Source organism: Streptomyces sp. NPDC029526, from assembly GCF_040637405.1.
In the GTDB taxonomy this organism is placed as follows: Bacteria; Actinomycetota; Actinomycetes; order Streptomycetales; family Streptomycetaceae; genus Streptomyces.
The window spans coordinates 38494-57534 of record NZ_JBEZWE010000021.1 but is presented as its reverse complement, the minus strand read 5'-3'; the positions used below and the strand labels follow the sequence as shown (position 1 = coordinate 57534).

At 73.7% G+C, this 19041-nt stretch carries 21 protein-coding genes; 4 read left to right on the top strand and 17 right to left on the bottom strand.

Annotation, left to right across the window (positions count from 1 at the left end; translation table 11 throughout):
* Positions 1 to 135: 135 nt before the first annotated feature.
* From AB0F01_RS28255 to AB0F01_RS28245, 3 genes are all read right to left on the bottom strand, one after another.
* The gene (locus AB0F01_RS28255) at positions 136 to 1395 is read right to left on the bottom strand and encodes a GNAT family N-acetyltransferase (protein WP_362101344.1); all 1260 of its coding nucleotides are present in this window, start codon (positions 1393 to 1395) and stop codon (positions 136 to 138) included.
* Between the two features lie 376 nt (positions 1396 to 1771).
* Positions 1772 to 2830 (bottom strand): asparaginase, encoded by a 1059-nt coding sequence (locus AB0F01_RS28250; protein WP_362101341.1) that lies wholly within the window; start codon positions 2828 to 2830, stop codon positions 1772 to 1774.
* A 72-nt stretch (positions 2831 to 2902) separates the two neighbouring features.
* A complete protein-coding gene (locus tag AB0F01_RS28245; RefSeq protein ID WP_362101338.1) occupies positions 2903 to 3544 on the bottom strand; it encodes an aerial mycelium formation protein in 642 nt (213 codons plus the stop codon).
* Positions 3545 to 3734: 190 nt separating this feature from the next.
* Here AB0F01_RS28245 and dtd point away from each other — a divergent pair, with 190 nt between their 5' ends.
* Entirely contained in the window at positions 3735 to 4160 is a 426-nt protein-coding gene (dtd, locus tag AB0F01_RS28240) for a D-aminoacyl-tRNA deacylase (protein ID WP_164338028.1), read from the top strand.
* Positions 4161 to 4394: 234 nt separating this feature from the next.
* Here dtd and AB0F01_RS28235 read toward each other — a convergent pair whose 3' ends face one another.
* From AB0F01_RS28235 to AB0F01_RS28210, 6 genes are all read right to left on the bottom strand, one after another.
* Positions 4395 to 5360 (bottom strand): folate-binding protein, encoded by a 966-nt coding sequence (locus AB0F01_RS28235; RefSeq protein ID WP_362101335.1) that lies wholly within the window; start codon positions 5358 to 5360, stop codon positions 4395 to 4397.
* A 9-nt stretch (positions 5361 to 5369) separates the two neighbouring features.
* The gene (locus AB0F01_RS28230; protein WP_362101332.1) at positions 5370 to 5807 is read right to left on the bottom strand and encodes a transcriptional repressor; all 438 of its coding nucleotides are present in this window, start codon (positions 5805 to 5807) and stop codon (positions 5370 to 5372) included.
* Positions 5808 to 6041: 234 nt separating this feature from the next.
* Entirely contained in the window at positions 6042 to 6617 is a 576-nt protein-coding gene (locus AB0F01_RS28225; RefSeq protein WP_362101329.1) for an FABP family protein, read from the bottom strand.
* 231 nt (positions 6618 to 6848) lie between these two features.
* Positions 6849 to 7610, bottom strand: a complete 762-nt coding sequence (locus AB0F01_RS28220) for a hypothetical protein (protein ID WP_362101326.1) — start codon at positions 7608 to 7610, stop codon at positions 6849 to 6851.
* Positions 7611 to 8335: 725 nt separating this feature from the next.
* On the bottom strand, positions 8336 to 9169 hold the full coding sequence (locus AB0F01_RS28215; protein ID WP_362101323.1) for a hypothetical protein: 834 nt from the start codon (positions 9167 to 9169) through the stop codon (positions 8336 to 8338).
* The gene (locus AB0F01_RS28210) at positions 9166 to 9975 is read right to left on the bottom strand and encodes a hypothetical protein (protein WP_362101320.1); all 810 of its coding nucleotides are present in this window, start codon (positions 9973 to 9975) and stop codon (positions 9166 to 9168) included. The genes AB0F01_RS28215 and AB0F01_RS28210 overlap by 4 nt, the downstream gene beginning before the upstream one ends.
* 143 nt (positions 9976 to 10118) lie before the next feature.
* On the opposite strand from AB0F01_RS28210, the gene AB0F01_RS28205 reads away from it, so the two are divergent.
* Positions 10119 to 10481 carry a DsrE family protein gene (locus tag AB0F01_RS28205; RefSeq protein WP_362101318.1) on the top strand — a complete coding sequence of 121 codons (363 nt, stop codon included), beginning with the start codon at positions 10119 to 10121 and terminating at the stop codon, positions 10479 to 10481.
* A gap of 37 nt (positions 10482 to 10518) precedes the next feature.
* On the opposite strand, the gene AB0F01_RS28200 is transcribed toward AB0F01_RS28205, so the two are convergent.
* From AB0F01_RS28200 to AB0F01_RS28165, 8 genes are all read right to left on the bottom strand, one after another.
* The gene (locus AB0F01_RS28200) at positions 10519 to 10779 is read right to left on the bottom strand and encodes a DUF3099 domain-containing protein (RefSeq protein WP_362101316.1); all 261 of its coding nucleotides are present in this window, start codon (positions 10777 to 10779) and stop codon (positions 10519 to 10521) included.
* 261 nt (positions 10780 to 11040) lie between these two features.
* Positions 11041 to 11328, bottom strand: a complete 288-nt coding sequence (locus AB0F01_RS28195; RefSeq protein WP_006348354.1) for a DUF1416 domain-containing protein — start codon at positions 11326 to 11328, stop codon at positions 11041 to 11043.
* Positions 11329 to 11370: 42 nt separating this feature from the next.
* Positions 11371 to 12216 (bottom strand): sulfurtransferase, encoded by an 846-nt coding sequence (locus AB0F01_RS28190; RefSeq protein WP_362101313.1) that lies wholly within the window; start codon positions 12214 to 12216, stop codon positions 11371 to 11373.
* A 128-nt stretch (positions 12217 to 12344) separates the two neighbouring features.
* Positions 12345 to 12425: a putative leader peptide gene (locus AB0F01_RS28185; protein WP_355172694.1), complete on the bottom strand. Its 81-nt coding sequence runs from the start codon at positions 12423 to 12425 to the stop codon at positions 12345 to 12347.
* 506 nt (positions 12426 to 12931) lie between these two features.
* Positions 12932 to 13672, bottom strand: coding sequence for a DUF2993 domain-containing protein (locus AB0F01_RS28180; protein WP_362101310.1), 741 nt, complete (start codon positions 13670 to 13672; stop codon positions 12932 to 12934).
* A gap of 276 nt (positions 13673 to 13948) precedes the next feature.
* A complete protein-coding gene (locus AB0F01_RS28175) occupies positions 13949 to 15457 on the bottom strand; it encodes a hypothetical protein (protein WP_362101307.1) in 1509 nt (502 codons plus the stop codon).
* Between the two features lie 3 nt (positions 15458 to 15460).
* Entirely contained in the window at positions 15461 to 15715 is a 255-nt protein-coding gene (locus AB0F01_RS28170; protein WP_362101304.1) for a MoaD/ThiS family protein, read from the bottom strand.
* A 39-nt stretch (positions 15716 to 15754) separates the two neighbouring features.
* Positions 15755 to 16801, bottom strand: a complete 1047-nt coding sequence (locus AB0F01_RS28165; RefSeq protein ID WP_362101302.1) for an alpha/beta hydrolase — start codon at positions 16799 to 16801, stop codon at positions 15755 to 15757.
* 225 nt (positions 16802 to 17026) lie between these two features.
* On the opposite strand from AB0F01_RS28165, the gene AB0F01_RS28160 reads away from it, so the two are divergent.
* Together AB0F01_RS28160 and AB0F01_RS28155 are read left to right on the top strand one after the other, a co-directional pair.
* On the top strand, positions 17027 to 17815 hold the full coding sequence (locus AB0F01_RS28160) for a response regulator transcription factor (RefSeq protein WP_362101299.1): 789 nt from the start codon (positions 17027 to 17029) through the stop codon (positions 17813 to 17815).
* Positions 17816 to 17943: 128 nt separating this feature from the next.
* Positions 17944 to 18966, top strand: coding sequence for a LacI family DNA-binding transcriptional regulator (locus AB0F01_RS28155; RefSeq protein WP_164348447.1), 1023 nt, complete (start codon positions 17944 to 17946; stop codon positions 18964 to 18966).
* The last annotated feature ends 75 nt before the right edge of the window (positions 18967 to 19041 follow it).

Here is a 19041-nt window from a genome sequence, read left to right as displayed (position 1 = left end):
GACGGCGCGACCCGCACCACCACAACCGAACAGCTCGCTACGGATGAGCACCCACCCGCACCCGGACGAAGGAGGCGAGCGGACAGCGCCGACAGAGGGCATCACCAGGGGCGCGGCGGCGGAAGCCGCCGACGCTCAGAACATGTCCGGGCACCACGGCCGCCTGGACGTGCGCAGCAGGGCGTCGGCCTCACGGGCGGCGCCCGCTCGTTCTTCCCGGACCCGGCCGAGGGCCGTGAGCCGCACCGCCGACTCGTCCCCCAGCCAGAGGGTCGCCAACTCGGCCGCGTCCAGTACGAGATCGGCCCGGTCGGTGGTCCGCGTACAGCTGCCGGTGCCGTCCGCGGACGCCTCCAGCCGGTAACGGCCGCCGGTCAGTCCCTTGCCGTCCGCCACCTCCAGCACCAGCGTGCCCGCGGCCCCGTAGGTGCGCGCCTCCAGGGCCCGGACGACGTCCAGGATCCGCACCCACAGCCAGTCCGCGTGGCTGGTGACCGCCGCCGCCCGCGGATCGGGCAGGAAGTGCGGGAGCAGGTCGTCGGGGGCCCGCCAGCCGCTCTTGACCCGCACCACCCAGTCGATCGAGCACAGGTACCGCCACAGGGCCCGCTCGGCGGCCGGGGTCACGGCGGTCAGCCAGTCGACGCTCACCGTGTTCAGCGGCTGCTTGGCATCGCCCCAGTGGTCGTCCGCGCTGTAGGAGACCATGCCCTGCACCTCGCCGTCCGCCGAGCGGTACACGGCGAAGAACGGTTCGCTCCAGGACGTGTCGAGGCGCACGGCGCCGGTGACCAGCTGCCACCACAGTTCGTCCCGGCTGACCGCGCCGGGGAGCGTCCGCCGCAGCCGCTCGTGCAGCTCGGGGCCGAGCTTGCGGACGTCCGTACCGTCCACGAGGTCGATCCGGCCGCCGTCCTCGGGGCCGGACCACCGCGGGTCGAGACCGCTGCGCGGCACGTCGACGGTCCACTCGGTGGCGGAGGTCGCCGGGCCGAAGCCGTAGCGGCCGTAGATCGGGTACTCGGCGGCGATCAGGGTCGCCACCACGTCCCCGCGCTCCTTCGCCGCGGCCAGGTCCTGCGCCATCATCCGGCCGAGCAGGCCGCGCCGGCGGTGCGTGGGGGACACCGCGACGTTCGAGATGGCGCAGGCGGGCACCACCGCGCCGCCGACCACGGTGAGGTCCTGCGCGAAGGAGCGGAGCGTCGCCACGCAGCGGCCACCGTCGAAGGCGCCGAGCGAGCGGCCGGGCCGGAAGCGCAGGCGACGAGCCTCCAGCACGTCGTCGGACGAGGTGGGCTCACGCAGGAACCCCGTGTTGAGCACCCGGACCCAGTCGGGGAACTCGGCCTCGGTGATCGGCCGCACGTCGATGTCGGAACGGGGGGACGTCATGGGCCCACGGTAGGTGGAGGGGGGATGGGTGTCGTGGGGTTTTTCCGGTGCCCGAGGCCGCCGGACGACCGCCCGGGGCGACGGCCGGAGCGCGCCGTACCGCCCGGGGCCCGGCAGCCGCCCGGACCCATGGGCCACCCGGCCCCGGTTGCCGTCGACCGCCCGGAGCCGTCGGCCACCGCGGGCCCGCCGGCCAAGGACGCCCGCCGACCGCTCCGGAGCGGGCACCTCGCGCCCTCCGCCTCGCCGCCGGCCCCGGTTCGCCCCACGGAAAGCCGCCCGGACCCGCCCCGTTCGCACGAACCACCCGGGCCCGCCCCGCTCAGAAGGCCGCCCGGACCTGCCCCGTTCGCGCGAACCCCCGGACTCGCTCCGCTCAGAAGACCGCCCGGACCTCCCCCACCACCTCCGCGCCGCCGGTGAGTGGTGCGGCACCGATCCGGTCGACCACCGGTCCGTCCACCCCCATCAGCCGCAGCGCCTGCGCCAGGATCGGGCCGAGGGCGCGCAGGGAGCCGTCCTCCACCTTGAAGGCCAGCGCACGGCCGTCGGGCAGGGCGACCGCCTGCACGGCCTCCGCGCCCATCTTGGACAGGGCCCCGGGGACCTCCCGCATCAGCCAGGTGTCCGCCCGGCGGGTGCCCGCGACGTACTCGGGGTGGGCCCGCATCGCGTCGGCGACCCGGCGTTCGGGCGTGCCCGGCTCGGCCAGGACGAAGGAGCGGTAGGCGCGGGCGAGGCCGGTGAGGCCGATCGCCAGGAGCGGGGCGCCGCAGCCGTCGGTGCCGACCGCCGCGACGGGTTCGCCGGCCGCCTCCTCCACGCCCCGGTGGATGAGCTGCTGGAGCGGGTGGCCGGGGTCGAGATAGCCCTCCAGCGGCCAGCCGTTGCGCGCGCAGGCGGCGAGCATGGCCGTGTGCTTGCCGGAGCAGTTCATGGTCACCCGGTCGCGCACACCGCCCGCCGCCAGGTACGTCTCCCGCTCCTCGGGGTCCAGCGGCAGGTCGGGCGGGCAGGCGAGCTGTTCGGCGCTCAGCCCGTGCTCGGCCAGCATGGTGCGGACCAGATCCCGGTGAAAGGTTTCTCCGGAGTGGCTGGCGGCAGCGAGCGCCAACCGCTCCCCCGACAGCTCCAGGCCCGCCCGCAGCACCCCGGCGGCCTGCATCGGCTTGTTGCTGGAGCGCGGGAAGACGGGCGCCGTCACCTCACCCAGCGCCAGCTCCACCGACCCGTCGGCCCCCAGCAGGACCAGGCTCCCCCGGTGCCGCCCTTCGAGGAACCCGGAGCGGACCACCTCCGCCAGCACCGGTGGCGCCGACGGCACCGCTCCGGACGGACCGGACGACGCGCCGGACGACGGGCCGGGTGCCGGAGCGGACGACGACGCGGCGGCGTGCGAGGCGGCGTGCGGGGAGGGGGACGACGGTGCGGGCATCGGCGGTGGCCTTCCGGGGCGCGGGACGACCCGCCCACCGCGAGGGCCCGGGATCACCGGGCCTGCCTCGCCTCACACGAGCAGATCGTCGACTTGAGCTTCCCCCTCACGGTACCTGCGGGTGATCTCCGCGCTGCACCCGTCGGCCGTCCGCTGCAGGCCCTGCCGCCGCCGGGACACCTGCTCCTCGTACCGCACCAGCCGGCCCATCGCCGCGTGCAGTTCCCCGTCGGTGCGCGCCCGCAGGTCGGACAGCTCCACCTCGGCGAGCATCTCGGCCGCCAGCCGCCCGTACTCCTCGCTCTGCGGGGTGCCCAGGGTGACGTGACGGGCGGAGGAGCGGTGCCGGGTCGGCGCGTCCCGCAGGATCTCCGGGAGCCGCTCCACCACGGAGGCGGGCGGCATCTCCGGGGGCGCCGCGGTGGCCGTCGCCCCCAGCGGGGTGCGCCGGAGCAGTTCGGCGTTCAGGATGTCGATCCGCCCCTGGAGCAGCCGCCGCACGTAGCTGAGGTCGGCCTCGTCGCGCTGTGCCTCCCTGCGCAGGGCGCGCAGCTCGGGCAGGCTCAGTGCCGTCAGATCGTCCGCGGGCTGTTTCTCGGGCATCACAGGGCTGTCCGTTCGCTGCGTGGGCGGCCGGTGGAACGCCGGCTCGCCGGCGCCCGCCCCGATGGGCGTGCCGGCCCCCGCCGGATACCCGGTCCCTGGTGTGCTCATGTGCCTCTACCGTCCCCTCGACCGGCGTGTGCCATGCATCGTGCCACCCCTCACGGCCACCCGGTGACCGAGTGGTCCCGAACAGCCCCAGATGGGGGGTTAAGGAGTAAAAATAGCCCGACCGAGGACCCCCGGCCGACCCGCTCGGGGGGCGCCCGGACGGCCTCGGGGCACCCGGCATGATGGTCGTATGCGTGCAGTGGTGCAGAGGGTGGACGGCGCGAGCGTCGTCGTGGACGGCGAGACGGTGGGGGCCATCGAGGGCGAGGGCCTGTGTGTCCTGGTCGGGGTGACCCACGAGGACACCAAGGAGAAGGCGGCGCAGCTCGCCCGCAAGCTGTGGTCGATCCGGATGCTGCAGGACGAGCGGTCGTGCAGCGACATCGACGCCCCGCTCCTGGTGATCAGCCAGTTCACCCTTTACGGCGACGCCCGCAAGGGCCGGCGCCCCACCTGGAACGCCGCGGCGCCCGGTGACGTCGCCGAGCCGCTGGTGGACGAGGTGGTCGCGCAGCTGCGCGCGCTGGGCGCGACGGTGGCGACGGGCCGCTTCGGCGCGCGGATGCGGGTGTCGCTGACCAACGACGGCCCGTTCACCGTCCTGTTGGAGATCTGAGGGAAGACTCGGGGGTCCGGCCCGGGGCCGGTCAGGGCCTCGCCGCGGGGCCCGCCGCGGGGCCCTGGGGCTGACCGGCGGCCTGGCCGGTCAGCCCCCTTGGGTCTGGCTCCACCACGGGCCCCTGAGCCTGGCCCAGGGGCCCGGTCGAGCCTGGCCCAGGGACCTGGCCGAGCCTGGCCCAGGGGGCTGGTCGAGTCTGGCCCAGGGAGCCTGGCCCGGGGGGCTGGCAGGTCAGGGCTCCACCACGGTCTCCTGCGCCGCGGCCGTGTCACCGGCCAGCAGCCGGGCGTCGACGGGCACGTTCCGCTTGACCAGGGCGAGGGCGACCGGCCCCAGCTCGTGGTGGCGCACCGACGTCGTGACGAAGCCGATCCGTCGCCCCTCGGGGCCGTCGTCCGCGACCCGGATCTCCGTGCCCGGCGTGGGCAGGTGGACCTCACTGCCGTCCAGGTGCAGGAAGACCATCCGGCGGGGCGGCTTGCCCAGGTTCTGCACCCGGGCGACGGTCTCCTGACCCCGGTAGCAGCCCTTCTGCAGGTGCACCGCGCCGCCGATCCAGCCCAGCTCGTGCGGGATGGTGCGGTGGTCGGTCTCGAAGCCGAGCCGAGGGCGGTGCTGTTCCACCCGCAGCGCCTCGTGGGCGAGGATCCCGACGGGCGGACCGGCCTGCCCGGCGAACCGCTCCAGGTCGGCGCGGGGCAGGAACACGTCGCGGCCGTACGGCGTCTCCCGCACGACGGCGTCCTCGGGGACCTCGGTGATGGAGCCGGCCGGCAGGTGCACCACCGCGACGTCGGCGGTGCGGTCGGCGACCTCGACCCGGTAGAAGAACTTCATCGACTCCAGGTACGCGATCAGCGCCTCCTGGGTCCCGGGCTCGACGTGGGCCCAGGTGGTCTCGCCGTCGTCGACCAGGTAGAGCGCGTGCTCGATGTGGCCGTGCGCGGAGAGGATCAGCGCCTCGGTGGCCTGGTGCGGCGGGAGATCGCTGACGTGCTGGGTGAGCAGCAGGTGCAGCCAGGTCAGCCGTTCCGCCCCGGAGACCGTGACGACTCCGCGGTGGGACAGGTCGACGAAGCCGGTGCCGTCGGCGAGGGCGCGCTGCTCGCGGAACAGGTCGCCGTAGTGGGCGGCCACGCCTTCGTCCACACCTTCGGCGGGGACGGCGCCCGGCAGGCTCAGCAGGGGGCTCTTCATGCCTCCAGCCTACGACCCGGTGGTCGACGCCTTCCGGGTGCAGGTCTCACACCGGCCGAAGATCGCGAAGTGCTTCAGGTCGGTGTCGAAGCCGAAGGTCTCCCGCAGCTTGGCGGTGAACTCGGCCGCCACCTCCACGTCCGCCTCGATGACGTCGGTGCAGTCGCGGCACACCAGGTGGAGATGGTGGTGCCGGTCGGCGAGGTGGTAGGTCGGCGCCCCGTGCCCGAGGTGGGCGTGGCTGACCAGGCCCAGCTCCTCCAGGAGCTCCAGCGTGCGGTAGACGGTGGAGATGTTCACCCCCGACGCGGTCTTGCGCACTTCGACGAGGATGTCGTCGGGGGTCGCGTGCTCCAGGGTGTCCACGGCTTCGAGCACGAGTTGGCGCTGCGGCGTCAGCCGGTAGCCGCGCTTCCTGAGGTCGCTCTTCCAGTCGGTGCTCACCACACCACGAGTCTAGAGGGGGCCCGGCCCGATCGGACCGGGCCCGCCGGAAGGCCCGGGAAGGGCGCGGGACGGCCCGCTCGGAGAAAGGAGAAAGGCGGTCCGCTGGAAGGCAGTCTCCTTGCAGGCAGTCCCCTTGCAGGCGGTCTCCTTGCAGGCAGTCCCCTTGAAGACGGTCCCCTTGCAGGCAGTCCCCTTGAAGACGGTCCCCTTGCAGGCAGTCCCCTTGAAGACGGTCTACTTGAAGAAGGCGATGCCGTCGTCCGGCATGTCGTCGGGCAGGGCCTTGGCCCAGCGCTCGACCTCCTCCGGGGTGACGACCTTCTTCAGGTGCGCCGACATGTAGGGGCGCAGCTCGACCTCGGGGGTCTGCTTCTCGCCGACCCACATCAGGTCGCTCTTGACGTACCCGTACAGCCGCTTGCCGCCGGTGTAGGGGCGGGCGGCGGGCGTGCGCGCCACGGCGTCCGTGACCAGGTCGATCTGCGGCTTCTGGTCGGCCATCTCGCCGTACCAGATCTCGATGACGCCGTCGTCCCGCGTCATCGTCACCTCGACCTTGCGCTCGGCGTCGATCCGCCAGAAGCCGTGCTCGGACTCCAGGGGCCGGACCTTGTTGCCGTCGCCGTCCAGCACCCAGGTGTGGGAGGCGTACTCCAGGAAGTCCCGGCCGTCGTGGGTGAAGCTGACCTCCTGCCCGAAGTTGCACTTCTCGGCGCCGGGGAAGTCGTGCACGCCCGCACCCGCCCAGTTGCCCAGCAGGAAGGCGAGGGGGACGAGGTCCTTGTGGAGGTCGGACGGGATCTCGATCATGAGAGGCAGTTCCTGGACGTGGTCGGGCAGGTCAGCGCTGGCCCTGATACAGCTTCTTCACGGTCAGCCCGGCGAAGGCGAGAACGCCGACGGCGACCAGGACCAGCAGGGCTTCGAAGAAGATAACCACGGGGTGCTCCTTGAGCGGGGGGTGCGGTAGTGCACAGGGCCGGGCCCCAGCTTACGCGGCCGGGGCCCGGCCCTCCGTACGAGGTGGCTCCTCGCCTCCGGTCAGCTCAGCAGCTGGCCCTGCAACGTCACCGTCTGCTGGAACGGGACGGCGTCCGCGGTGCCCTTGCGGGACTGTACGACCAGGGCCACCACCTCCCCGGCGCGCAGGTAGGCCTGCCGCACGTGCTCCCCGCCGCGCGGCTTCGGCTCGTCGTAGGCGTACCGGGTCACTCCCCTCGGGTCGGCGGCCGACGGGAAGCGCTCGTCGAACTCGACGCGCTCCGTGCCGGCGAGAGCGTACGTGGGTGACCCGTAGCTGGTCAGACGGCCGTAGACCGTGTCTCCCACCTCGGCCGTGGCGAAGCGGAGCAGGAAAATCCGGGTGCGGGTGCCGTCCGGCGCCGTCCAGCCGCGGGCCGCCACGTGCCGCAGGCCGTGGTCGGTCATCAGCTGCTTCACCTCGGCCCGGTCCGCCTTCTCCGCGAACACGGAGAGGAAGTCCTCGACGGGCAGCCAGCCGTCCTCGCCCTTCAGCTTCCGGTCCTCCGTCGCCCCCGCCGGCGCGGGCAGCAGCAGGGCCCGCAGGTCGGCCGCGTGGACGCTCGCCGGGTCCTCGTGGTCGTACGGGGCCGCGCCGGCGGGCAGGGGCGGCCTGGTGATCCGGGGGTAGTCCCAGCGGCCGTCCGGCTCGGTCGCCAGCCCGGGGACGTCGGTGCGCTCCATGCTCGTGATCCCGTAGGCCGTGCCCGCCCCGAACGCGGCGAACACGGTCACCACGGCGGTCCAGCGCAGGGCCGCCCGCAGCCGGTGACGGTCCCGCAACCGGACCCGGACCGGGGCCGGGGCCGGGGCCAAGGCCGCCGGGGGGACGGAGTCCCCCGGAGCGTCCCGGTCCGGTGCGGCGACGGGCTCCGGCAGAGCTGCCGGGTCCGACGGGACTGCCGGGGCGGACGGGACTCTTGAATCGGAAGGGACTCCCGGATCGGAAGGGGTCACCGGGGCCGTCCTGGAGTCCGGGGCCGACCCCTGGGCCACCTCCGGGACGGGCCCGGGGGCGGCGGCCGGCACGGCGTCCTGAGGCCGGTCGAGGGCGGGCGCCCGGTCCGGGGCCGACCCCTGGGGCGCGGACGGTGCCTGATCCGCGGACGGTGCCTGATCCGTGGACGGTGCCTGATCCGTGGACGGCGGCTGATCCGTCCTCCGCGGCTCCGCCTCGGCCGGCGGCTGCTCCCCGGGCTGCGGCCCCGCAGTTGTCTGCGGCCTCGCATCGGTCTGCGGCCCTTCAGCCGTCTGCGGTGGCTCCGAAGGCTGCACCTCAGCCCGCCTCTGCGGATCCACCCCGCTCTGCGACTCAGCCCGGGTCTGCGGCTCAACCCCGCTCTGCGGCTCAACCCGGGTCTGCGGCTCAGCCCGGGTCTGCGGCTGCCTCGCGGGCCCCGGTTCCGCCCCGGTCCGCGGCGGCTCGGCGGCCGTCTCGGGGGCCGTCTCGGGGGCAGCCTCGGGGGCGGGCGTCCGGTCGGCCGGGGCCGTTGTCTGTGCGTGCTCGGTCATACGGCCAGTCCCGGGTTGTCGATGCGGTCGAGTTGTGCGGCGAAGAACGCCGTGACGCCCTTGCGGTCGACCGGCCCTGGCGAGTCCACGACCATGTTGACCAGGACGTCGCCCACGTGGCTGACGCAGAACACGCCCTCCAGCCCGTCCTTCTTCGCCTTCGGCGAGAGATAACACCGGGCGTTCCGGTGGCCCTTGACCTTCGGCGCCTCGCGGAACGCGCCGCTGCTCTCCATGAACCGCTGGGCGGAACCCGCCATGTTCCGCACCGCGGACCGGTTGCCCATGCGCTGCAGGGTGACCTCGGCCGTGAAGGCCTTGCCCTCGTAGTCGCCGTCGTGGACCGCGTAGCTGCGCAGGGCCATGCCCTTGATGTCCTGCTTCTCGATCAGCTTCTCCAACTGCCGCCTGACCGAACCGGGGAGACCCTTCAAGGACTCCTTGCGCAGGGCCGTGGCCTTGGCGCCGCTGAGTTCGGTGTCGTGGCCGAAGTTCCGCACGTCCGGGCCCGGGAAGCGGGCCCCGTCCTCGAACGGCAGGAACAGGGCGCTCAGCCCCTTCCGGTCCGCCCCTCCCTCGGGCGTCCCGGCCTCGCCGGCCGGCGGGAGCTTCCAGACCGGCTTGCCGGCACTGCGGTCCGCGTCCTGCACCGTCACCGCGGTGTACGCGACGCCGCCGATCATCGCACCGGCGAGCAGAACCGATCCGGCAACGGTGGCCACGCGGCGAACGCGCGCGCTGCGCGCGACCCGAGCGGCCACGCCGTCGGCGGCGGGCTCCGCCACGGTGCCCTCGATGACCTCGGGGGTGGGTTCGGGGTTCTCGGTCACAGCTTGCCCACCTGCCGCTTCGCCAGGTCCATGATCTTCGCCTTGGGAACCGGCTTCGTGTCGAAGACGAAGATCTCGACGTAGACGTCGCCGCGCCAGGCGTGCGCCTCCGCCGAGTACAGCGGGAGGTATCCCGCCTTCCGGTCGGGGGTGTCGTGTACGTACGCCGTCCCGGCGTGCTCGCCGGTGCCCGGGATCGGCCAGCTGCGGGTGCCGGCCTCGCGGCCGGCCCAGTAGAAGCCGTTCCCCGCCCAGAGCGACGCGCCCATGGTGCTCACCTGACGGAACTGCGTCAGGTTGATGTAGACGCCCCCGTACTGGTCGAACGCCCAGGACACGCTCGCGGAGCGGCGGAAGTCGTCGGCGACCAGGCCGGCGAAGGTCGACGCCGGGTCCTCGTACCGCTTCGCGTACTCGGAGATGCCCATCCAGCCGTCCTCGTCCAGCACGTCGTCGACGTCCCGGGCCTTCTCCGGCCGGTCGATGAGCAACTCGCGCAGGTCGCCGTCCAGCCGCACCTGGCGGTCCCGGGACGCCGGCTGCGGCTCCGCCTCGCCCTTCGCCCACGGGACGACGGGCTGGGACAGCGACGGGAGCGCGGTGGGCGGGCGTTCGGCCTGGACCAGGTAGCCGGTGCAGGTGCCGGCCACCACACCCAGCAGGGCGGCGGCCGCGATCATCAGCGTGGTCCGGCCCCGGGGGCGCCGGGCCGCCCGCGCGACGTCGGCCGTCTCCCCGGCGGGGTCGGGCTCCTGGTGCTCCCCGGCGAACTCGATCTCCCCGATCTCGCCCACCACGCCCGTCATCGGGCCGGATCCGGCTTTCCCGGGTCTATCGGCGTCTTCCACTCAGTCCCCCTCAGAACGTGAAGGGCGCGTTCCGTATCGCGCCTCCCAGGAGACTCATACGTCACACCGGTGGTTGTGGGCGAGGTGATTACGATTCAGGCATGGCGAAGAAGCTCGTGATCAAGGTGACCGCGGGGGCCGATGCCCCCGAACGCTGCTCGCAGGCCTTCACGGTGGCGGCGGTGGCCGTGGCCAGCGGGGTGGACGTCTCCCTGTGGCTGACCGGGGAGTCCGCCTGGTTCGCGCTCCCGGGCCGGTCCGCCGAGTTCGAGCTGCCGCACGCCGCTCCCCTGCCCGACCTGCTGGACTCGCTGCTCGCGGGCGGCCGGGTCACCCTGTGCACGCAGTGCGCGGCCCGGCGCGACATCACGGAGGACGACGTCCTGAAGGGCGTCCGCATCGCGGGCGCGCAGGTGTTCGTCCAGGAGTCGCTGGCCGACGACACCCAGGCGCTCGTCTACTGAGACGCCTGCCCACGGACCGGGCGGCAGGCCCCGCTGCTCAGCGGGGCCGCTTCTTGCCGTCGAGTTCGTCCCACCACTCGTCCGACTGAGGGTCGCCCGAGGGGTCGTCCCACCAACGGTCGTCGGGGCCGCGCCGGTTGGCAAGCACTGCGGCGACCGGCGGGATGACCATGGCGACGACGCACATGCCCACGGCCACCGGCACCGACCAGAGCCGCACGACGGCCCAGGCGAGGACGAAGAGCGCGATGCACGTGCCCATCAGGGCGAAGTAGACGTGCCGCCTGCGCGCGTACATGCCTCCAGCGTAGGTCCGATCGGCCCGCCCGGCGCAGCGCGCGGACGGCAGGCCGGGGCAGGGCGGACAGGCCGGGCGGAGCAGTGTTGACAGGCCGGGGCGGGGGCGGGGCGGACAGGCCGGTCGGGGCAGGGCCCCCGCCCGCTGCCCCCGGCACGCCGAAGGGCCGCGTCCCGGGTGTCCAACCCGTGGGACGCGGCCCTCCAGCCGTCACGAGCCCGTGAGGTGCGCGGCCGGGCGGCCGGGTTCCTCGCGGGGTCCTCAGACCGCGATCGCGACCTCGGCCAGTCCGCCCTGCTGGGCGACGACCGTGCGGTCGGCGGTGCCGCCGGGCACCAGCGCGCGGAGGGTCCAGGTGCCCTCGGCCGCGTAGAAGCGGAACTGACCGGTGGCGGAGGTCGGGACCTCCGCGGTGAACTCGCCGGTCGAGTCCAGCAGACGGACGTAGCCCGTCACCGGCTCGCCGTCGCGGGTCACCTGACCCTGGATGGTGGTCTCACCGGGCTTGATCGTCGAGGCGTCCGGGCCGCCGGCCTTCGCACCGCACATGTAGCTGCTCCTGTAGGGGTCTGAAGAGGTCGGTCGGGGGACTTACTTGGCGGGGCCCAGCTCGATCGGCACGCCGACCAGCGAGCCGTACTCGGTCCAGGAACCGTCGTAGTTCTTGACGTTCTCCACGCCGAGCAGCTCGTGCAGCACGAACCACGACAGGGCGGAGCGCTCACCGATGCGGCACAGGGCGATGGTGTCCTTGGCGAGGTCGACCTGCTCGTCCTCGTAGAGCTTCTTCAGCTCGTCGTCGGACTTGAAGGTGCCGTCGTCGTTGGCGTTCTTCGACCACGGGATGTTGCGCGAGCTCGGCACGTGGCCGGGACGCTGCGACTGCTCCTGCGGCAGGTGGGCCGGGGCGAGCAGCTTGCCGGAGAACTCGTCGGGCGACCGCACGTCGACGATGTTCTTCTTGCCGATGGCGTCCACGACCTCGTCGCGGAAGGCGCGGATGGAGGTGTCCTGCGGCTTGGCCTTGTAGTCGGTCTTCGGGCGCTCCGGCACCTCGTCGCCGGGGACCAGCTCGCGGGCGTCGAGCTCCCACTTCTTGCGACCGCCGTCGAGCAGCTTGACGTTCTCGTGGCCGTAGAGCTTGAAGTACCAGTACGCGTAGGCGGCGAACCAGTTGTTGTTGCCGCCGTAGAGGACGACCGTGTGGTCGTTGGCGATGCCCTTGTCGGACAGGAGCTTCTCGAAGCCCTCCTGGTCGACGAAGTCGCGGCGGACCGGGTCCTGCAGGTCCTGGGTCCAGTCGATCCGGACGGCGTTCTTGATGTGGTTCTTGTCGTAGGCGGACGTGTCCTCGTCCACCTCGACGATGACGATGCTCGGGTCGTCCAGGTGCTCCTGGAGCCAGTCGGCGTCGACCAGGACGTCGCTGCGGCTCATGCTTTTCTCCTCCGGGGCAGGTGCGGCGGGGTGTGCGGGGTGAGACAGGGCGCACGGCGGTACGGCGGCCGGCGCGGGGTGCCCTTCAGCAGGGCGAGGGGAAGGCGGACGTCGTCGACGACGTCGGCTCAGAAGGCGCGACAGAGCATGGCGGCGACACGGCACAGGTCTACTGCCCGCCGCTTCGTGAGATCCGCCTGTCGCTTCATGGCCCCGATGGTAAGGAGAGCGAGGCACGCGTGTCACCGGCGTGTCGGATTTTGAGACGCGATCGTCTGCATAGCGAGACGCGAGCCGGTGCGGCGGCTGCCGCGCCCCTTCCGGAGCGCACCGCGGCCGGATGTGCCGGGGGCCACCTTTGTCATGCGGACGCCGCCGTCTCGCTCCTCGGACGGAGCCCCGGGGACCGTGCGGCCGGCCGCGCAACCGGCCACCTGACCCCGGGCGCCCGGAGCGCGCCGCCGGTGCCCGGTCGGTGCCCGTCGACGCCTCGGCCCGGCCGTTCGATCCCCCGGCTCCCGGCTCTTGGGCTCGCGGCTTTCGGGCTTTCGGCTCCCGGGCCTCGGGCTCGGAGCTCGGGGCTTTCGGGCTTTCGGGCTTTCGGGCTCAGCCGTTCGGTCTTCGGCCCCTGGCCTGTCGCCCCGGCCGTTCGGGCTCGGCTCCCGGCCCCTCCGGCCCCACCGGCCCCTCGCCCCCAGCCCGCCGGCCTCGTCGGTCAGCCGGCCAGGCGGACGTCGGAACCCTTCACCGTGATGCCGACCCCGGCCTCGGAGGTCTCGACCTTGTCGAGCCGGATACCGCCGGGCAGGCCGTCGATCTTCTGCTCGAAGTCGGTGATGCTGCGCACCCGGGACTCGGCGATCGTGACCCCGCCGAACTTGGGCAGGGCGTCCGCCTTCACGCGCACCGTGTCCCCGTCCACCACGGTCACGGAGCTGAGCACGGAGACCGGCTCGGGCAGCTTGGCTCCGAACACCGTGGCCTCCACCTCGACCTTGATCTTCCCGTTGCCGCCGTCGGAGAGCCCGACGACCTTCGCGGTCACCCCGGGGGCCACCTGCTGGGACTCCGACTGGGCGGTCTTGAGCAGTTCGTCGTAGGCGATCGACGCGGTGCCGGTGGCGCTGGCGGCGGTGGCCGAGCTGAAGTTGCCCGAGAACTCGACGCCCTTCATGTCGGCGTGCAGGTCGGCGATGCGGATCTTCCGGCCGTCGTCGCCGGTGGTGGCCTCGTAGTCCTGGATGCCGATCTCGATGTCGTCGAGGGTGCCGCTCGCGACCTGGGTGAGGAAGGGGAAGCCCTTGATGGACACGTCGGGCGTGGAGGAGAGGTTCTCGGTGGTCTTCAGGCGGTCGGCGGCCTCGCCCTCGGCGAAGTTCACCGCCACGCGGTCCACGATGACGAAGAGCCCGCCGAGTATCACGACGACGACCAGCAGTATTCGCAGTGCGCGCATGCGGTGTTCCCCCACCTAGACGTTCCGACGGCAGTCCCCGACGACCGGGCGGCCGTCCAGCGCGAGCGTAACCCGCGGGGGAGCGCTCTCCCGAGGATTGTGGATCACCTGTGACGTGCGAAGGCGGCCGGGGCGGGCCGTACGGGCCGCACCCCGCCGCCGTGGCTCCGGCGTGCGGGCTGCGGGCTTCGGGGTGCGGGGTGCGGGGTGCGGGGCCGTGGTGTGCAGGGTCGTGGTGTGCGGAGTCGTGGTGTGCGGGTCAGGCGATCACGCGGGTCACGCGACCACGCGGCCCAGGAGGTACGCCGCCGGGGCGGCCGCGGCCAGGGGCAGCGCCACACCGGCCGTGAAGTGGACGAAGCGGGACGGGTAGTCGTAGCTCGCGACCCGGTGGCCGATCAGGGCGCAGACCGCCACCCCGGCACCCAGCAGGGCCCCCGCGCCGGCACCCGGTCCGCTCAGCCCGCCCAGCGCCGCTCCCGCGCCCGCCGCGGCAGCCACCGCGGCAGCCACCGAGGCGGGTGTGGGCAGCGGAAGGGCCCGCACCACCGTCGCCACGGCCACCGCGCCCGCGCCGACCGTCACCGCGTCCGCGTCGGCCGCCAGGTAGCCGCCCGCGAGGATCGCCAGCGCCGCCGCCGCGACCGTCGCCGTCAGGCCGTACATCCGCTCGTCGGGATCCGCGTGCGAGCGCAGCTGCAGCACCAGCGACAGCAGCACCCAGACGCCCAGGGTCCCGAGCAGCGCGCCGGGGGACCGGTCCGACGCCAGCAGGGCCACGTCGGCCACCAGCGCGCCGAGGAAGCCGAGGGCGATGCCCTGACGGGCCGGCCACATCCCGTTCAGCCGGAACCAGCCGGCCGCCGTGAGGCCCTGGAGCGCGATCAGCGGCAGGAGCAGCGCGTACGTGCCCAGCGCGGCACCGCCGGCCAGCAGCAGTCCCAGCGCCGCGGTGAGCGCGGCCGGCTGCATACCGGGCTCGATGATCGGCGACCGCCCCTCGGCGCGGGCGCGCTGCGCGTCGGTGACGCGCGAGTTCCCGGCCAGGGTGGCCGGACCGTACGCGGGTCCCTGTCCGTCGGCGTCGGGCGCGGCCCCCGGGGCCGCCGGGGCCGCCGTGGCGGGGCCCGGGGTGGGCGCGGCCGCGTGCGGGGGCCCGCCGTAGCCGCCGGCGAGGCCCGGCGCGGCGGGGGTGTGGGACGCCCGGCCCGCGGGCTGGGCGGGAGATGCGGCGGGCATCGGCTCCGGCAGCGGACCGGGCGGGGGTGCCCCGTACGGCGTGGCCCCGCCGTAGCTCCCGGCTCCGCCGTGTGCCACGTGCGGGGCGGACGCGCCGACCGGCCCGGCGGGCCCCTGCGGCGGCAGGTAGGCGGTCTCCTCGACGGCGGCCGGCACCGGCGGCTGGACGGACGTCTCCCAGGTCTGGCCCTGCCACTGCTGGGTGTGCTGCTCGTCGAAGAACCGGTCGGCCGCCGGCCCCTGTCCCCCGGGCCACGCCTGCGGCTGCGCGGGCGGCGGATACGCCTGCTGCGCCTGTTGCGCCTGGGGTGCCTGGGGTGCCTGCTGCCCCGGGTACGGCTGCTGCGCCTGGTACGGCTGCTGCTGGTGCTGCGAGTGCTGCGCCTGCGGCGGGTGCCCCGGCTGAGGCTGTGGGGCGTGAGGGTGCGGGTGCCCGTGAGCCTGCTGGTACGGGGGATGCTGCTGAGGGTGCTGGGGATGGTGCGGATACGGCTGTGACGGACCCTGGGGCTGGTACGGGTCGTGGCCCTGGTGCTGATCGGTCATCGCTCACCCTCCTGCGAACGGCGGGAGCACCTCGACCGTGCCACCGTCGGCCAGCCGTACCGTCTCATGCGCGCGGGTGCCCACGGGGTCACCGTCGACGAGGAACGAGCATCGCCGCAGGACGCGCGGGAGTTCACCCGGGTGCCGCTCGCGGGCCGCGTCGAGCGCCTCGGCGAGCGTGTCCGCTTCGTGCGGCTCCTCGGCCACCCCGGCCGCGGCCTTGGCTGCGGCCCAGTACCGCACCGTGACCTTTGCCATCTGCTGATTCCTCAATCGTTGACGGTGGACACGGTCAGGCTAGCCCGCCCGGGTGACCGCCCAGTCCCCGATCCGGTGCAGCAGGGCTTCCGTCACGGCGTTCTCCGCGTGGCCCATGCCGGGCTCGATCCACAGCTCGCCCTGGTCACCGGCCGCCGCGGCCAGCATCCGGGGGTGGTCGAGCGGGAAGTAGCCGTCACGGTCGCCGTGCACGATCAGCAGCGGCGTCGGCGCGATCCGCGGCACCGACTGGACGGGGGACAGCGGCACCGGGTCCCACTGGCGGTGGTGGATCCGCGTACGCAGGCCGTACCGGCCGACCAGGCGGCCCTCGGGCCGGGTGACCAGCCAGTGCAGCCGCCGCATGGGCGCCGTGCCCCGGTAGAACCAGCGGGCCGGGGCGCTGACCGACACCACCGCGTCGGGACGGGCCTGTCGCTCCGGCAGCGCAGGCAGCCCCGCCAACCCTGACGGCTCTGACGGCCCTGACGGCTCTGCCGGTCCCGCGGGCGCCCCGTCTCCGCCCGTTCCGGCCCCGCCCGCTCCCGGCCCGCCCGCCGCTGCGCCACCCGTCCCCGCGCCGAGCGCCGCGTGCCGCAGGACCACCGAGCCGCCCATGGAGAAGCCGACCGTCACCACCCGCGCGTGCCCCAGTTCCCGGGCCCGGCCGACCGCCGCCGCCAGGTCCAGCACCTCGCGGTCGCCGACCGTGGACCGCCCTCCGGAGGCACCGTGCCCCCGGAAGGAGAACGTCAGCACGGCCCCGTGCCGGCGCAGTGCCCGCGCCACCCGGCGCAGGTGCGGCCGGTCCACGTCCCCCGTGAAACCGTGCGCGACCACGAAGGCCGGGGCGTCTTCCGGGCCACCGGTGCGCGTACCGTCCGGGCCGTCCGCCCGGTCGTCCGCGGCCGGCCCCGGGAGCCCCGGCACCGGCGTCTGGCCGGGCTCGTAGAGGCAGTCGATCCGGACGCCGTCGGCGGTGCGCAGGAACGTCCGCACCGCCGTGCCGGCGTTCGTCGTCCCGCGTGCTCCGTCACACGGACGAGGGGTGGTACGTGCCACACGACCTGCCGAACCGCTGCTCATGTCCGCTATTCTGCTGGGAAGAGGACTCGGGCAGCGAAGCCCCCGGGTCCTTTTGTGCTTTCGGAAGCGTTGTATACGACGCGGGAGACCGCCGACGTACGGGGCGTCGAAACGCACGGAGCAATCCATAAACGTCCTCGTAGGGACCACCGAGGAGGAACCAGACGTTATGGGCGAGCGAAGCGTGCACGAACGGAAAGCCCCGGGCCGGGGAGGTGGGGCGCGATGAGCTCCCTGCTGCTCCTCACCAACGCCCTCCAGCCGTCGGCGGAGGTGCTCCCCGCCCTCGGTCTGCTGCTGCACAACGTGCGGGTGGCTCCGGCGGAGGGCCCCGCCCTGGTGGACACCCCGGGCGCGGACGTCATCCTGGTCGACGGCCGCCGCGACCTCCCGCAGGTGCGCAGCCTGTGCCAGCTGCTGCGCTCCACCGGCCCCGGGTCCCCCCTGGTCCTGGTGGTCACAGAGGGCGGTCTGGCCGCCGTCACCGCCGACTGGGGCATCGACGACGTCCTGCTGGACACCGCGGGCCCGGCCGAGGTCGAGGCACGGCTGCGGCTCGCGATGGGCCGCCGGCAGATCACCGAGGACGACTCCCCGATGGAGATCCGCAACGGCGACCTCTCCGTCGACGAGGCGACCTACAGCGCCAAGCTGAAGGGCCGCGTGCTGGACCTCACGTTCAAGGAGTTCGAGCTGCTGAAGTACCTGGCCCAGCACCCCGGCCGGGTCTTCACCCGGGCCCAGCTGCTGCAGGAGGTCTGGGGCTACGACTACTTCGGCGGCACCCGCACGGTCGACGTCCACGTCCGGCGGCTGCGCGCCAAGCTGGGGCCCGAGCACGAATCCCTGATCGGCACGGTCCGGAACGTCGGTTATCGATTCGTTACGCCGGAGAAGGGCGACCGCCCGGCGGACGAGACGAAGGCCACGTCCACCCGGTCCGCCGCGCAGAAGCGGGCGGATGCGGACGAGACGGCCGCCCGCGACGCCACCGGGGTCAGGGCGCAGGCGTGAGGGGCGCACGCATGAGCGCACCGCGCCCGCGGACGAGCGCCTCACCCGGACGGACGCACCCGTCCGGTGGAGTGCGGAGCCGTCCGCACGCCCTGCCCGCATTCGGTATATCCGCGTAGACTCCGCGCGTGGCCAAGGTAACCAGGGATGACGTGGCGCGGCTGGCGGGCACCTCCACCGCCGTCGTCAGCTATGTCATCAACAACGGACCCCGGCCGGTCGCCCCGGCCACGCGCGAGCGTGTCCTCGCCGCGATCAAGGAACTGGGGTACCGGCCCGACCGCGTGGCCCAGGCGATGGCGTCCCGGCGCACGGACCTCATAGGCCTGATCGTGCCGGACGCCCGGCAGCCCTTCTTCGGGGAGATGGCGCACGCCGTCGAACAGGCCGCGTCCGAGCGCGGGAAGATGGTGCTGGTCGGCAACTCGGACTACATCGGCGAGCGCGAGGTCCACTACCTGCGCGCCTTCCTGGGGATGCGCGTCTCCGGGCTGATCCTGGTCAGCCACGCCCTCAACGACCTGGCCGCGGCCGAGATAGACGCCTGGGACGCCCGCGTCGTACTGCTGCACGAACGCCCCGAGGCGATCGACGACGTCGCCGTCGTCACCGACGACCTCGGCGGCGCCCAGCTGGCCGTGCGCCACCTGCTGGAACACGGCTACCCCTACGTGGCCTGCCTCGGCGGCACCGCGGACACCCCCGCCGTCGGCGACCCGGTCTCCGACCACGTGGAGGGCTGGCGCCGGGCGATGAAAGAGGCCGACGTCCCGACCGACGGCCGCCTCTTCGAGGCCCCGTACAACCGGTACGACGCCTACCGGATCGGGCTCGACATCCTCTCCGGCCCGGACCGCCCGCCCGCGATCTTCTGCTCCACCGACGACCAGGCGATCGGCGTGCTGCGGGCGGCGCGCGAACTGCGCATCGACGTTCCGGGCGAGCTGGCGGTCGCCGGGTTCGACGACATCAAGGAGGCGGCGCTCACCGACCCGCCGATGACCACGGTCGCCTCCGACCGCTCGGCGATGGCCCGGGCCGCGGTCGACCTCGTCCTCGACGACGGCCTGCGGGTGGCCGGGTCGCGGCGCGAGCGCCTCAAGGTGTTCCCCTCCCGCCTGGTGGTCCGCCGCTCCTGCGGCTGCGGCTAGGACCCGGCTAGGACCTGCCGGGAGGCGGGCCGAGCCACCGCCGGGCGCCGTGTGGTGCGCCGGCGTCCGCACCGG

Excerpts from the sequence above, each read along its gene's own strand:
- AB0F01_RS28250 (WP_362101341.1), bottom strand. The coding sequence starts at position 2,830 with ATGCCCGCACCGTCGTCCCCCTCCCCGCACGCCGCCTCGCACGCCGCC.
- AB0F01_RS28225 (WP_362101329.1), bottom strand. The coding sequence starts at position 6,617 with ATGATCGAGATCCCGTCCGACCTCCACAAGGACCTCGTCCCCCTCGCC.
- AB0F01_RS28185 (WP_355172694.1), bottom strand. The coding sequence starts at position 12,425 with ATGAAGCGACAGGCGGATCTCACGAAGCGGCGGGCAGTAGACCTGTGC.
- AB0F01_RS28160 (WP_362101299.1), top strand. The coding sequence starts at position 17,027 with ATGAGCTCCCTGCTGCTCCTCACCAACGCCCTCCAGCCGTCGGCGGAG.
- AB0F01_RS28255 (WP_362101344.1), bottom strand. The coding sequence starts at position 1,395 with ATGACGTCCCCCCGTTCCGACATCGACGTGCGGCCGATCACCGAGGCC.
- AB0F01_RS28190 (WP_362101313.1), bottom strand. The coding sequence starts at position 12,216 with ATGAGCCGCAGCGACGTCCTGGTCGACGCCGACTGGCTCCAGGAGCAC.
- AB0F01_RS28200 (WP_362101316.1), bottom strand. The coding sequence starts at position 10,779 with ATGTACGCGCGCAGGCGGCACGTCTACTTCGCCCTGATGGGCACGTGC.
- AB0F01_RS28165 (WP_362101302.1), bottom strand. The coding sequence starts at position 16,801 with ATGAGCAGCGGTTCGGCAGGTCGTGTGGCACGTACCACCCCTCGTCCG.
- AB0F01_RS28210 (WP_362101320.1), bottom strand. The coding sequence starts at position 9,975 with ATGACGGGCGTGGTGGGCGAGATCGGGGAGATCGAGTTCGCCGGGGAG.
- AB0F01_RS28205 (WP_362101318.1), top strand. The coding sequence starts at position 10,119 with ATGGCGAAGAAGCTCGTGATCAAGGTGACCGCGGGGGCCGATGCCCCC.
- dtd (WP_164338028.1), top strand. The coding sequence starts at position 3,735 with ATGCGTGCAGTGGTGCAGAGGGTGGACGGCGCGAGCGTCGTCGTGGAC.
- AB0F01_RS28180 (WP_362101310.1), bottom strand. The coding sequence starts at position 13,672 with ATGCGCGCACTGCGAATACTGCTGGTCGTCGTCGTGATACTCGGCGGG.
- AB0F01_RS28245 (WP_362101338.1), bottom strand. The coding sequence starts at position 3,544 with ATGAGCACACCAGGGACCGGGTATCCGGCGGGGGCCGGCACGCCCATC.
- AB0F01_RS28170 (WP_362101304.1), bottom strand. The coding sequence starts at position 15,715 with ATGGCAAAGGTCACGGTGCGGTACTGGGCCGCAGCCAAGGCCGCGGCC.
- AB0F01_RS28175 (WP_362101307.1), bottom strand. The coding sequence starts at position 15,457 with ATGACCGATCAGCACCAGGGCCACGACCCGTACCAGCCCCAGGGTCCG.
- AB0F01_RS28195 (WP_006348354.1), bottom strand. The coding sequence starts at position 11,328 with ATGTGCGGTGCGAAGGCCGGCGGCCCGGACGCCTCGACGATCAAGCCC.
- AB0F01_RS28235 (WP_362101335.1), bottom strand. The coding sequence starts at position 5,360 with ATGAAGAGCCCCCTGCTGAGCCTGCCGGGCGCCGTCCCCGCCGAAGGT.